This is a genomic window from Pseudomonas sp. XP2 (assembly GCF_053557975.1).
In genome coordinates this window covers 40,335-54,215 of record NZ_JBNRIK010000026.1, presented here as the reverse complement: position 1 = coordinate 54,215, position 13,881 = coordinate 40,335, and the positions used below count along the sequence as shown (strand labels likewise).

General features: G+C 63.6%; 9 protein-coding genes. 3 read left to right on the top strand and 6 right to left on the bottom strand.

Annotated elements, in window-relative coordinates:
• Positions 1 to 94: 94 nt before the first annotated feature.
• Entirely contained in the window at positions 95 to 4,996 is a 4,902-nt protein-coding gene (locus ACK1VC_RS22995; RefSeq protein ID WP_095117003.1) for an alpha-2-macroglobulin family protein, read from the bottom strand.
• A gap of 278 nt (positions 4,997 to 5,274) precedes the next feature.
• Between ACK1VC_RS22995 and ACK1VC_RS22990 the strand changes: the two genes are divergently transcribed.
• Positions 5,275 to 6,612: an MATE family efflux transporter gene (locus tag ACK1VC_RS22990; RefSeq protein ID WP_449118052.1), complete on the top strand. Its 1,338-nt coding sequence runs from the start codon at positions 5,275 to 5,277 to the stop codon at positions 6,610 to 6,612.
• Positions 6,613 to 6,734: 122 nt separating this feature from the next.
• On the opposite strand, the gene ACK1VC_RS22985 is transcribed toward ACK1VC_RS22990, so the two are convergent.
• From ACK1VC_RS22985 to ACK1VC_RS22975, 3 genes are all read right to left on the bottom strand, one after another.
• On the bottom strand, positions 6,735 to 7,190 hold the full coding sequence (locus ACK1VC_RS22985) for an REP-associated tyrosine transposase (protein ID WP_016484743.1): 456 nt from the start codon (positions 7,188 to 7,190) through the stop codon (positions 6,735 to 6,737).
• A 166-nt stretch (positions 7,191 to 7,356) separates the two neighbouring features.
• The gene (gene speA, locus ACK1VC_RS22980) at positions 7,357 to 9,270 is read right to left on the bottom strand and encodes an arginine decarboxylase (RefSeq protein ID WP_016484742.1); all 1,914 of its coding nucleotides are present in this window, start codon (positions 9,268 to 9,270) and stop codon (positions 7,357 to 7,359) included.
• A gap of 151 nt (positions 9,271 to 9,421) precedes the next feature.
• Complete coding sequence (locus tag ACK1VC_RS22975; RefSeq protein ID WP_012270332.1) at positions 9,422 to 9,793, bottom strand: translation initiation factor Sui1; 372 nt, start codon at positions 9,791 to 9,793, stop codon at positions 9,422 to 9,424.
• A gap of 252 nt (positions 9,794 to 10,045) precedes the next feature.
• Here ACK1VC_RS22975 and ACK1VC_RS22970 point away from each other — a divergent pair, with 252 nt between their 5' ends.
• Positions 10,046 to 10,657, top strand: a complete 612-nt coding sequence (locus ACK1VC_RS22970; protein WP_191087233.1) for a transferase — start codon at positions 10,046 to 10,048, stop codon at positions 10,655 to 10,657.
• Here ACK1VC_RS22970 and ACK1VC_RS22965 read toward each other — a convergent pair.
• Both ACK1VC_RS22965 and ACK1VC_RS22960 read right to left on the bottom strand, forming a co-directional pair.
• Positions 10,648 to 11,184, bottom strand: coding sequence for an NUDIX hydrolase (locus tag ACK1VC_RS22965; protein ID WP_016484740.1), 537 nt, complete (start codon positions 11,182 to 11,184; stop codon positions 10,648 to 10,650). The genes ACK1VC_RS22970 and ACK1VC_RS22965 overlap by 10 nt on opposite strands.
• A 2-nt stretch (positions 11,185 to 11,186) precedes the next feature.
• Positions 11,187 to 12,254 carry a DUF2333 family protein gene (locus ACK1VC_RS22960; protein ID WP_016484739.1) on the bottom strand — a complete coding sequence of 356 codons (1,068 nt, stop codon included), beginning with the start codon at positions 12,252 to 12,254 and terminating at the stop codon, positions 11,187 to 11,189.
• A 248-nt stretch (positions 12,255 to 12,502) separates the two neighbouring features.
• Here ACK1VC_RS22960 and ACK1VC_RS22955 point away from each other — a divergent pair, with 248 nt between their 5' ends.
• Positions 12,503 to 13,861 carry a diguanylate cyclase gene (locus tag ACK1VC_RS22955; protein ID WP_016484738.1) on the top strand — a complete coding sequence of 453 codons (1,359 nt, stop codon included), beginning with the start codon at positions 12,503 to 12,505 and terminating at the stop codon, positions 13,859 to 13,861.
• The last annotated feature ends 20 nt before the right edge of the window (positions 13,862 to 13,881 follow it).

Below are 13,881 nucleotides of genomic sequence, written 5' to 3'. Positions count from 1 at the left end.
CCCCCCCCCCCCCCCCCCCCCCCCCCCCCCCCCCCCCCCCCCCCCCCCCCCCCCCCCCCCCCCCGCTCCCACAGGGTCCGTGTAGAGCGGGTCTCTAGCGGGCTTTTACGGTCATTTCACCCTGCCCATCCCCCACGGCCTGCAGGTTCGGCCGGTACATCGACTCGACCTGCGGCGGCGGCACACGGTAAGTGCCCGGGGTTACTGCCCGCGCCAGGTACAGCAGGTGGGTGGTGCCGTAGCGATCGAGCTTGAGCGCTGCAACATAACGGTCATCACGGTACTCCTGATGCACCACGCTGGCGTTCTGCATCGACTCGCGCCATTCCTTCACAGCGCTGCTGGCATTGTCCAGGCTCGCGGCGCTTTGCGCCAGGTTCTGGTTTTCCAGCTCCAGGCCGGCCGGCAGCAGGTCGACCACCAGTGCATCTGGCACTCGGTCTTCGGCCTTGAGCGCCAGGTGTACCAACACCAGGTCGCCACTGCGCAGGTTGTGCAGGTCCAGCGCCTGGCCGTTCATGCCCAGGTACTCACGACGAATCTGCATACCATTGCCGCCGGCCGCAGGTGCCTGGCGTGGGTAACCGGACAAGGTCAGTTGCTGGTACAGCGTCCCGCTGCCTTCGTTCTGTACGCTCAGTGGCGAGGCCAGCAACGGGCCTTCCAGCTTCATGCCGGCCTCGGCGTTGTTGAGCGCGCGGACCTCGCCCGCACTGTCCAGGCGTGCCTGCCACTTGCCTTCCGGCTTGCCCAGCAGGCCACGGCCGGCCAGGAACAGTGCATTGCGCTCCTGGGTCGACAGCCAGCGGTTGGCCGCCAGTTCATCCGACAAGGCGAACAGGCGCTGGTCGACCTGGCTGCTGGCCAGGTTGCTCTCCTGCAGCAATGCCAATATCAGCGCCTGGTCACGCAGGGCGCTGCCGTAATCGGCCATCCAGCCTTTGCCACGGCTGATGCCCAGGCCCGCCTGCAAAGCTTGCTCGGCGCGCGGTTTGTCGCCCATCTTGTCCAGCGCCACCGCCAGTTGCACCAGCGGCAAGCCCGAGCGGGCATCGGCACGGCGCTCGAACAGGCCACGCAGCGCACCCAACGGCGCTTGCTGGCTGCGCGACAGCACCAGCGCCGCGTAGGCCTGCACGGCAAAGCGGGTATGGTCGGCGTTTTCGCTGTAGTCGACTTCGATCAGGTTGCGCTCCTGCAGGTAGCGCAACAGGCGCTCGCTGGCTTTCTTCAGCGCTTCGGCCGGCACGCCATAACCCTGGTCACGGGCACGCAAGAGGAAGTCGGTAACGTAGGCGGTCAGCCAGTACTCCTCTTCGCTGTCCGAACTCCACAGGCCAAAGCTGCCGTTGTAGCGCTGCATGCCCAGCAGGTGCTCGATACCCATTTCAATCTTGCGCTTGCGCACATCCGCCGGCTCGCCCTTGATACCCAGGCGCTTGAGGCTGTCAGCGTCCGCGTACAGCGACGGATACAAGCCGCTGGTGGTTTGCTCCAGGCAACCGTAAGGGTACGCCTCCAGCGCACGGATCTGCTCGGCCAGGTTCAACGGCGGCCGGCTCGACAAGGCCAGGCTGGCCTCCAGGCCAGCGGGTTCGAACGCAGCCAGGTCTGCTTCGGGCAGTGTCCATGGCTGATCCTTCAAGGCCACGCGGTAGTGCTTGAGCATTGCCGGGTAGGCCGGGCGCACGCCCAGCGTCCACTCACGTTCGAACGCGGTGGTCGGCTCGTTCGGCAGTTGCAGGCCAGTGACCCGCACATGCACCTTGCCCTGCCCCAGACCACCCTGGGCCTGCACCGGAATCATCAGGGTCGAACGCTGCCCCTCGGCCAGGGCGACGGTCTGCACGGCATTGGTGGCCAGGCTCAGTTGCCCTTCGGTGGTGATTTCAACGTTCAGTTGCTGGGCACGGCCCGACAGGTTGGCCAGGTCCAGTGCCAGGCTGGTGCGGTCGCCACCGGCCAGGAAGCGAGGGGCCGAAAGCTCGGCAATCAGCGGCGCAGCGACCACGGTCTTGCCTTCGGCCATGCCGAAGTGCTCTTCGGTCCAAGCCTGGGCCATCAAGCGCAGCTCGCCGTTGAAGTCAGGGATATCGACCGTGGCCTGGCCCTCACCCTTGTCGTCCAGCGTCACCGGCAGGCTCTGCTGGGCGACGATGGTGACCGTGGTGTTAGGCCGCTTGCCGCCCTTGGCCATCGCCGCATCACCACCAAACGCCAGGCTGGCAAGGCGGCCCTGCCCGGCTTCGATCAGCTGGCCGTAGATGTCCAGTTGGTCGGCACCGTACGCCTTGCGCCCGAACAGGCTGGCAAACGGGTCGGGGGTTTTGAAATCGGTGATGTTGAGGATGCCCACATCCACCGCCGACAACAGCACGTGCACCTGTTTGGGTACGCTGCCATCAGCATTCGCGGCCTTGACCTTCACGGTCAGCGGCTGTTTCGGACGCATTTTCTCCGGTGCCTGCAGGCTCACCGCCAGCTTGCGCTCGGCGCGGTCCAGTGGCAGGTGCAGCACGCCTACTGAACGTTTGGGGGTGGCGTTGGCCTTGCGCTCACCCGGGCGGATCACCAGCGCGCTGATGTAGAGGTCGTGGCGTGCCCAGGCTTTGTCCAGTTGCACATCAAAAGCCTTACCCTCGGCGGGCACTTCGATTTCCTGCCACCACAACGGGCCATCGCTGGACTCGATCATCAGGTAGCCGCTGCCAGCGGCGGGTGGGGTGACGGTGACCTTGGCCGTGGCACCGTCGGCGTATGACGGCTTATCCAGGGCCAGCTTGACCTGATCCGGGCGCACGGCGCCGCCTTCAGCGTTGTCCTGGGCGCGATAGCCGGCCCAGAACCGCTCGCTGGACACAAGGCCGGTCTGCGGGTCTTCCACTTCGACGCGGTACGGCCCCCATTCAACCTGGAAGCTCAGCTTGGCCGTGGAGCCCGCCTTGACGCTGACTGTCTCTTCGTTCTGGGTCAGGAACTTCTCGTTGTAGGCGTAGCTCCAGCCGTCGCTCTGCGAGTAGTTCCAGTAGTAGTCACGGCGCTCGCGGATCAGCCGCACCTTGAGGTCGTTGGCCGCCAGTTTGTTGCCATCGCGGTCGGCCACCAGGAACTCGAATTCCACCGGCCCGTCGCTATTGGTTTCCTCGCCATCGAACAGGCCACGCAGGCCCGGCAGGCGCTCGGCTGGCCAGACAGGTTGCTCCAGACGCCGGGTGATTGGCCGGCCACCCGACTCCTGCAGGCTGGCCTGCACGGTCAGTTGCAGCGGCGAGCGGGCTTCGGCCCAGCGGCTTTCGATGTCGATCACCGCCTTGCCGGCCTGATCGAGCGTTACTTCGTCCAGCTCAAGGTCCTGGTTCAGCTCGGTTTCGGTGACCGAGCCAAACTGGTAGCCAGGCAGCGCCGGCACCGCCTCGCGAAGGGGGCGCACATAGGCCTGGCCACTCAGGCGATTACCGGCAGCCGGGGCGCCATAGAGGTAACGGCCATTGACCTGGATACGCGCATCCTCCTCGGGCGACAGCGGCGTGCTGCTGCCCTTCAGTTCCAGCGCCAGGCGCTCGGGCAGGAAGTCTTCGACAAGAAACTCATACACCTGCTTGCGCCCGCCCCCCAGGTCCAGCAGCAGTTGCCAACGGCCAGTGGGTGCCTCGGTGGCCAGTTGCAACTGGTATTGGTACAAGCCATTGCTGTCGGCTTCCCAGACAAATTTGCGGCTTACCTGCTCATCCGGGCGACGCACTTCCACGCTCACCGGCTGGGCTTTGACAGGCTTGCCGTCCTGGTCACGCAGCAGGCCGTTGAGCAGTACTGTTTCGCCTGGGCGGTACAGGTCACGCGGGCCGAAGATGAAAAACTGCAGCGGGTTGGCCTGGGGCCCAGTGATGTCGAACTCGGCCAGGTCCAGGGCGGCGGTGTTCAGGCGCAACAGCGTGGTGTGCACACCTTGGGTGGCGATCAGGGTATCGGCTTTGGGCGTGATCGGCAGCTGAGCGTGGCCTTTGCCGTCAGTGCTTGCCTGGGCCAGCAACTTGCCCTTCTCGTCATGGATTTCGAGGTTGACGCCGTTCAGCGCCTTGCCGCCTTCCAGCGCCTGGGCGAACACGTCGAGGCGGTCGCGGTAACGGTGCGCCGACACACCGATGTCGCTGAGGGTGAACAGGGTCGCTGGCTGCGAGTAGTCATAGGTGCCCGAGGCACGCATCACCGCCAGGTACACGCCCGGGTCCTGCAGCGGCTTGATGCCGGCGATGGGCAGCAGCACGGTTTCGCGGGTGTTACGGGCGGGGTTGAGGTCGAAGCGGCCGCTATAGACCAGCTCGGCCATGTCCAGGGTTTCCTTGGACTGGTAGTAGTACAGGCTGCTGTTGCGCCCCCAACTGGCGAGGAAGGTCGAGAGCATCTGCGGCTTGACGCGGAAGAACTCGACATCGACTTTGTCGACGTTCAGGGCAATCACCGGCAGGCCTTCGGCCAGGCGCGTGGGCAGCAGCGAACCGCGGCTGGCAAAGCCGATGGTCGGCTGCATGTCGCGGGTTTCCAGGCGGGTGACCGACTCGCTGTCCAGTTGCTTGCCGTTGACCGCGAGCAAGCCCTTGTCGACGGTCAGCACCAGCTTGCGCTGCGGCTCCAGGTGGCGCAGGCGCAGCTCCATCTGGTTGTCGGAGAGTTCCCAGGCGCCGTCGAGCTTACCCTTGACGGTGTCGACCAGGTGCACCTTGGTGGCGAAGTCCTGCTTGGCATCCAGCGGTGCGGAGAAGCTGATCGACAGCGTTGCCGCGCCATCGAGCTGCACTTCAGAAACATCCAGCACCGCAAGCTCGCGGCCCTCGTAGCGCTTGGCGAGCACAGCAGGGTCTTCGCGCTTGGGCGCTTGGGTTTCGACGGGCGCTGTAGCTACGGGTTTCTCGACCGGCGCCGGTTTGTCCGGCGTCGAAGAGTCACAGGCACTGAGCAAAGCCAGCGCGCAGGCCAGCAACAATCCTTTGTTGAACATGGAGTAGGAACTCTTAGGCAGCGTGTACGTGAGGGCAGCAACTATAGCTCAACGTCAGGTGCAGCACCCGGGCGTTGCGCGGCAAGTGAGACCATGGTCGCGCTAAATGGTTGCCGGTCGTTACACTGTGGCATTCGTTAAAGGGGGCCGCTGTGCGCCCCTTCGCGGGCCTGCCCGCTCCCACAGGTTTGGCGCCGGCCGCAAGAGCAACACTTTCCTGTGGGAGCGGGCGAGCCCGCGAAGGGGCGCACAGCGGCCCCAGGTCTCATGGAATGCAAATGCCCCAACTCGCTGCCGACTGGCGCCACCGCCCCACCCATCACAAGGTCTGGGCGCTGGCTGCGCCGATGATCCTGTCCAACATCTCTGTGCCGCTGGTGGCGCTGGTCGACAGCACGGTCATCGGCCACCTGCCCCACGCCCACCAGCTGGGTGCCGTGGCGGTGGGCGCCACGCTGTTCACCTTCATGGTCGGCCTGATGGGCTTCCTGCGCATGGGCTCCACCGGCTTCGCCGCTCAGGCCGCTGGCCGTGGTGACGGTGCAGCGTTGCGCCAGGTGCTGGTGCAAGGGTTGCTGCTGGCGGTCGGTTTTGCCGTTGTGATCGGCCTGCTGGCCCTGCCGTTCAGCCAGCTTGCACTTCATGCGATGCAACCCAGCGCAGCCTTGCAGCAATCCACCGAAGACTTCTTCCACACGCGCCTGCTTGGGCTGCCTGCAGCGTTGGCCAGTTACGCGCTGGTTGGCTGGTTTCTGGGGACCCAGAACGCCCGGGCACCGCTGGCCATCCTGCTGACGACCAACCTGCTGAACATTGTCTTGAACCTGTGGTTCGTCCTGGGGCTGGATTGGGGTGTACTGGGTTCGGCGCGGGCATCGGTGATCGCCGAGTGGAGTGCAGCCCTGCTGGGCCTGGCCCTGACCCGCCCGGCCCTGCGGGCCTACCCGGGGCAAGTCGTATGGGCGGCGCTCAAACGCTGGCAGGCCTGGCGCCCGCTGCTGGCGGTAAACCGCGATATTTTCCTGCGTAGCCTGGCGTTACAACTGGTGTTTCTGCTGATTACCGTGCAGGGTGCGCGCCTGGGTGAAGCCACGGTAGCGGCTAACGCCCTGCTGCTCAACGGCCTGTTGCTGACGGCCTACGCACTCGACGGCTTGGCGCATGCTGTGGAAGCGCTGTGCGGCCATGCCATTGGCGCCCGCGACCGCGACACCCTGCGCCGTTCGCTGGTGGTGGCCTGCGGCTGGTCGCTGATCACCAGTCTGGGGTTTGCCGGGTTGTTCCTGCTGGGTGGGCACCTGTTCATCGACTTGCAGACCGACATCGACGGTGTAAGGGCGGCGGCTTATCCGTACCTGCCGTACATGGCGTTGCTGCCGCTGATTGCGGTGTGGAGTTACCTGCTGGACGGCCTGTTCATCGGCGCGACCCGGGCGCGGGAGATGCGCAATGCGATGTTGGTGTCGGTGCTGATTGCACTGCCGGTGGCGGTGGCCATGAGCGGGTTCGGCAACCATGGGTTGTGGTTGGCGTTTCTCGGGTTCATGGGGTTGCGGGCGGTGACGTTGGGCTGGGTGGGGTGGCGGTTGCAGCAGAAGGGTGAGTGGATTCGGTGATGTTGGGGCCGCTTTGCGGCCCATCGCGACACAAGGCCGCTCCCACAAAAGGCCTGCATACGCCGGTCAATGTGGGAGCGGCCTTGTGTCGCGAAATGAGGGCGAAGCCCTCACCTGCGGTTTCACAGCCACACACAATCCCAATGCGGATACTCGCCCGCTCGCCGGACCAGGCCAGCCCGAATGGGATTGGCGATGATGTAGCGGGCAACCGCCCGGACATCCTCCTCACGTCTCAGAGCCCGGTCATGAAAGCTGGTCTGCCAGATATGTCGCCTGTCAGCGCCCACCTTGTACAAAGCACAACTGCTTCTGGACTTGAACCCACACATCAGCGTCCCCAGGTTCGTCGGGCCAAGCTCGATAAGCCAGTGAAGATGATCAGGCATCAAGACCCAGGCCAGAGATCGACAAGCCTTGCTCTCTTCACTGAACCGCAATTGCTGGACCACGGTCCTGGCGAATCGAAAATTATTGAACAACGGCGTTCGGTTACGAGTGGTTGTGGTGAGCAGATAAAGGCGCCCGGATTCAGACACTCGACCGCCACGTAAACGATGGGAGCCTGGACGTTGCATGTCGTCCTCCTTTGAACATTGCATTCAAAGGTAGCGGCATTGGTGCGATGGACCAGGGCCGGATATTTACCGGTTGTGACGCTGGTGAGGGCTTCGCCCTCATATCGCGACGCAAGGCCGCTCCCACAAAAGGCAGCACAGGCTTTTGCAGGAGCGGCCCCAGCAATTACGACGACAGGTACGAAGACCGGGTCAGCCCAAGGCGCAAGGCATCCAGGTACTGCGTGCGCTCACGCGCAGTGATTTTGGCGCTGGCCACCTTGTCGCGGTAGTGAGTCATCAACTCCTCCGGCGACAGGTGCACGTAGCGCAGCATGTCTTCGATGGTGTCGTGGGTCTCGATACCGGCGTGGTACACGCTGCCGTCAGCGTTCTGGTAGATGTTCACCGAGTCGGTGTCACCGAACAGGTTGTGCATGTCGCCCAGGATTTCCTGGTAGGCACCGACCAGGAACACGCCCAGCAGGTAGTCCTCGCCCTCCTTCAACGCATGCACCGGCATGCTGGTCTCGATGCTCTGCTCGTCGACGTACTGGTTGATCTTGCCGTCCGAGTCGCAGGTCAGGTCCTGCAGTACGGCGCGGCGCAGCGGCTCTTCGTCCAGGCGGTGCAGCGGGATGATCGGCAGCACCTGGCCAATGGCCCAGGTGTCCGGCAGGCTCTGGAACACCGAGAAGTTGCAGATGTACTTGTCGGCCAGCTTGTCGTTCAGCTCGTCGAGCACCTGGCGGTGCGAGCGCTGGCGGGCTTTGAGCGAATTATGCAGGCGGCGGCACACGGCAAAGTAGCACTGCTCGGCCAAGGCTTTCTCGCTCAGGCTGATCTTGCCATCGGCGTACTGTGCCGCCACGTCACCCATGTAGTGGGTGGCGCGCCAGTAAGTCTCGGTCACCATCTCGATGTCAGTCGGGCCAAGCAGGTCGGCCAGCCACTGCACGGTCTCGGGCAGGGCTTCTTTGTTCTCGATGGTGGGTACGTCGTCGTTGTGTTTCTCGACGTCGGTGACCTGGATCACCAGCATGGCATGGTGCGCGGTCAGCGAGCGGCCACTCTCGGAGAAGATGTGCGGGTGCGGCAGGCCCTGCGCGTCGCAGAACTCCTTGAGCATGCCCACCACCACGCCAGCATAGTCGTCCATGTCGTAGTTGATGGAGCTGGCATTGCGCGAGTGGGTACCGTCATAGTCCACGCCCAGGCCACCGCCAACGTCGATGTGGTCGACCGGCAGGCCCAGCGCGCGCAGCTCGCCGTAGTAACGGATGGCTTCCTTGAAACCGTGCTGGTAGTCGGCCAGGTTGGCGATCTGCGAGCCCATGTGGAAGTGCAGCAGGCGGATGCCCTGGTCCAGGCCGGCATCGCGGAAGCGTTGCACCACCGAGATCAACTGGGCAGCCGACAACCCGAACTTGGACTTCTCGCCACCGGTGTCGGCCCATTTGCTGGAGGCCAGCGACGACAGGCGCACGCGCAGGCCGACCTGGGGTTTCACCTTGAGCTCGGCGGCCTCGTCGATCACCAGGGCCACTTCCGACTCTTTCTCGATGACGATGAACACGTTGTGGCCAAGCTTCTGGCCCATCAACGCCAGGCGGATGAACTCACGGTCCTTGTAGCCGTTGCAGACGATGGTACCGCCCTTCGGTGCCAGCGCCAGCACTGCCAGCAGCTCGGGTTTGGAGCCGGCTTCCAGGCCGATGGAGACGTTTTGCGTGGCGATGATGTTTTCCACCACCGCTTCCTGCTGGTTGACCTTGATCGGGTACAGCGCGGTGTACTGGCTCTGGTACTCCAGGCGCGCGATATTGGCATCGAACGCACCGGTCAGCTGGCGTACGCGGTCCTGCAGAATGTCGGGGAAGCGCACCAGCAAGGGGAGCGACAGGCCGCTTTGGCGCAATTCGTCAACCTGCTCGTACAGGTCGATCGGCGCGCTGTCGGGGCCGTTGGGGCGCACTTCGACGCGCCCCGCTTCATTGATGGCGAAATAACCAGCGCCCCAATGGCGGATGCCATAAACACTGCGGCTGTCGGCCACGGTCCACTGGCTACCATCGTCTTTGCGTGTGCGTCGTACGGACATTCAAGTCCCCTATAGATAAGTCGAAGACACTGCCCCGCAGGCAGCGGAGCGAGTGTAAAAGCTGAAAATGACGATTCATCCGTGCTCAGGCATAGACCCTGACCACGGGAACGAGTTTAGAAAGCGCTGGGCAAAAAATCGCGCGATGGCCTCAGCCGCCGGACTTTTTCGCCTTGAAACCCTGTTTGGTCAGCTCGCCGATCAACAGCTCGACATGGTCGCCCTGGATCTCGATAACCCCGTCCTTCAGGGCGCCGCCGGTACCGCAGCGGCGCTTGAGCGTGGTCGCCAGCTCTTTGAGCTGGTCGGGCGGCAGCGGCACGCCGGTGACAGTGGTCACGGTTTTGCCGCCACGGCCTTTGCTCTCACGGCGCACACGGGCAATGCCGTCACCTTCGGGGATGATTTGCTGCTTGCAGATGCATGCATCCACCGGCTGGCCACAGTCGGGGCAGTGCCGACCGGCATCGGTGGAGTAAACGAGACCGCCAAGGGCGGAAAAGGAAGAAGCTTTCTTGGCCACTTTTGTTCCTCTGTGCTGAGGACAAAAACTGGTCGTGCCCTGGGGTTGAGGCCGACCGCGAAGCCCCACTCTGGCAGGGGCGGCGCTACTGCCGCAAGACTTGCGACAGCCCGAGAAGGGCGCGCAGTGTAACGATAAATCCGGCTGTTGCTAAGTACTGGAATGCGCCATTTTGCGAATGTTTTGCGACTTCAGCGCCTGTCGTCGCCCGCGCGGGTGCAAACTGGGGCGCCTTCCTCAGGAGACAGGCCCGTGACGATACCTGAAATCGGCGTATTCATTGCCAAGTGGCCCAAGCTGGGCGTAGCGCACGCGACACCATGGCAGGTAACCCTGACATGTGAAAGCAACGTCCTGTCACTCATTGAGCAGCTCGAAAGGGGCTATCGGCGCGAAGGCGATTGCGCCATTCACGAAACGGCCATCGTCGAACCCGGTGCAGTACTGAAAGGGCCGATTATCATTGGCCCGCAGGCTTTCGTGGCTGCGGGCGCCTACCTGCGCGGCGGGGTATACATCGGTAGCAACTGCATTGTCGGACCAGGCTGTGAGGTGAAAAGCAGCTTCATGCTCAGCTCAAGCAAGTTGGCACACTTCAACTTCGTCGGCGACTCGCTGATCGGCGAAAACGTCAATATCGAAGCCGGGGCAATCATCGCCAACTACCGCAATGAACTGGACGGGGCAATGATCAGGATTCGCCATGGCCAGGCGGTCATCGCCACTGGCGCAAACAAGTTCGGTGCGTTGATAGGCGATGGCTGCAAAATTGGCGCGAATGCAGTCATCGCGCCGGGTGCGTTGCTTCTGCCGGGTACCCGCGTGCCGCGCCTTGGGCTAGTCGACCAGTTTGCCTACGACTGACTGGCCTTGTAGCGCTGCAATGCCACTAAAGAGTCCGGACAGTAGGATTGGGTCTGGCTTTCTGACTCTGCCTGCTCCAACCCGATGAAGCGCGCCTCGATTACTTCTTCTGGCTGCAAACGCAAAGGCGCATCCGACACCGCCGAATACACAGCACACCACAGGCGGTTGTCGGGCTGGTCAAAGTAGAACCGCTCGTGAAAACGCAACTCGACACCTTCGATTCCCAGCTCTTCGGCCAGCTCACGGGCCGCCGAGTCGGCATAAGCCTCCCCGGCCGACACCATGCCGCCGGCCGCCACATCCCAGTAACCGGGGTATAGCGCCTTGCTCAGGGTACGCCGATGCACGCACAGCTCACCGGCACTGTTGAACAGCAGGATGAACGTGCAACGCCCGATCAGCCGTCGCTCACGCAGTTCGGCGCGGGGCAAGGCCCCCAGCACCTGGTCGGCTTCGTCCACCCAGGCAACCAGCTCGCGGTCGGAGGCCGCCCGGTGGGCGGCCTCGCTTGGGCTGATGGCCATTCTCAACCCTGCGACAGCAACTGACGCAGGTCGATGACCGCAGCGTTGGCCCGGGAAATGTAGTTGGCCATGACCAGCGAGTGGTTGGCCCACATGCCAAAGCCACTGCCATTGAGCACCATCGGGCTCCATAGCGGCTCTTGCGAGGCTTCCAGTTCACGGATGATCTGACGCACGCTGACCGTGGCATTCTTCTTCGCCAGCACGTCGGCGAAGTCCACCTCAATGGCGCGCAGCAGGTGCGACAGCGCCCAGGCTTGGCCGCGGGCTTCGTAGAACACGTTGTCGATCTGCAGCCATGGGGTTTCCACCACCTCCTCGTCCACCTGCGGTGCCTGGCCGGCAACGACCGACTCGGTCTTCAACGTGGTGTTGAGCTTGACCCGGCCAACGCTGGCCGACAGGCGCTGCGACAGCGAGCCAAGGCGAGTGGCCACGTCACCCAGCCAGTTGTTCAGGTTGTCGGCGCGGGTGTAGAAGATCGCACCCTTGTCGCCAGAAGCCAGACGCGTCTGGTAACGGGACAGCGACTTGATGCCCTCTTCGAACTCCGACTCGCTCGATGGCAGGATCCAGCTCTTGTTGTCGAAGTTGAAGCGCGGCTCGGCCTTGGCCAGGTCGGCATCTTCGGTGGACTGCGACTGCGAGCGGGCAAAGTCCTTGCGCAGGGCGCGGGACAAGTCGCGTACCTGGACCAGCACGCCATATTCCCAGCTCGGCATGTTGTCCATCCACAGCCCTGGCGGGAAGCGGTCGTTGGAGATGTAGCCACCAGGCTTGTTCAGCAAGGTACCGGCCACGGTCTTGAGGGTTTCGATGGTGGTGTAGCCCACCACCATCTGCTGGCCACCGCGCTCAGCGGCAGACTGGGCATTCTGCTGAACCGGGAACAGGTCCGGCTCCTGGCTCCAGTACCAGCCCAGGCCGATGCACACCAGCAGGTACAACCCGATCAGGGTCCCCAGGGCACGGCTCCAAAGGCCGCCCAGGTAGCTACGGGCGGCAGCGCCGCGGCCGTCGACACGCTCACGGGGCTCGGCTTTGGCCTCGCGGTTTTTCCAGTCCAGCATGGCTTTGTCCTTAATCAGTCACGACGGTTCTAGGGCTTGGACCACAGGCCTGCGCCAGGGTGCCACGGCAAGCCCGCATGGCAGCACTATAAAGCAGACACCACCGTACGCATAAGCGACCTGTCAGTCAGCAACTGAATATTCGTTCTGGCCGCTTTGTTGATACAGGGCAGTCACGTCTTTGAAAAGAGCTGCTAGCATAGAGCCATCATCGCCCCTGCACACCCCAACCTATAAGTAGCCAGGACATGAGCCAAGCAGTCGAGCCGAGCCCGCTGTGCCCCGCCCAGCAGCTGACGCGTAGCGGCCTGCGCAAGGATGACCCACTCGATCAGGTGCTCAAGCCGCCCCTGCGCAAACCGGTGTACATCCTGCTGCAGGACCACGAGCGTGCCCAGCGCCTGGCTCAACAACTGGAATTTTTTGGTCTGCTAGTGCAAGCGCTGCCCAGCGCTGCGGCGTTTCTCGCCTCGATCAGCGAATACCCGCCCTCGGCCGTGATCATGGATGTCGACTTCACCGGTGCCGGCCAAGGCCTGCTGCTGGCCACCCAGCTGCAGAAGGGCGTGGCGCAACCTGTTCCGCTGCTGTTCTTCAGCCACCATGAAGCCGACACCCCGACCCGCCTGGCGGCCGTGCGCGCCGGCGGCCAGGACTTTCTCACCGGCAGCCTGGAGGCTTCCAGCCTGCTGGAAAAGGTCGAGTTGCTGACCAACGCCGCCCCGCACGACCCCCTGCGTGTGCTGATCATCGACGATTCGCGCACCCAGGCCCTGCATACCGAGCGCGTGCTGGCCAGCGCCGGCATGGTCACCCGTAGCCTGACCGACCCGATCCGCACCATGGCAGAGCTTGCCGATTTCCAGCCCGACCTGATCATCCTCGACCTGTACATGCCAGCCTGCACCGGCCCGGAACTGGCCAAGGTGATCCGCCACAGCGACCGCTATGTGAGCGTGCCGATCATCTACCTGTCTGCCGAGGACGACCTGGACAAGCAGCTGGATGCCATGAGCGAGGGCGGTGATGATTTCTTGACCAAGCCGTTTCGCTCACGCCACCTGATCACCACCGTGCGCAACCGTGCCGCCCGCGCCCGGCACCTGAAGGCGCGCATGGTGCGCGACAGCCTGACCGGGCTGTACAACCACACCCACATCCTGCAACTGCTGGAAGACTGCAGCTTCCGCGCCCGCCGTGAGCAGCAGCCGTTGAGCTTTGCCATGCTCGACATCGACCACTTCAAGAAGATCAACGATCGCCACGGCCACCCCATGGGCGACCGGGTAATCAAGAGCCTGGCGCTGTTCCTCAAGCAACGCTTGCGCAAGACCGATTTCATTGGCCGCTATGGCGGTGAAGAGTTCGCCATTGTCATGCCCAATACCGCGCTGGACGCGGCGCACAAGGTGCTGGACGAGATTCGCCGGCGCTTTGCAGAGATCATCTACCCGGCGCAGCCGCGGGATTTGCAGTGCACCTTCAGTGCCGGGGTGGTGCAGCTGGATGAGGTGCTGGACGCGCTGACCATGGCCAGTGCAGCGGACGAAGCGCTTTACCGGGCCAAGCATGCGGGGCGTAATTGCGTAGTGCGAGTGGAGCCTTGAAACAGATTTACCCGCGAAGA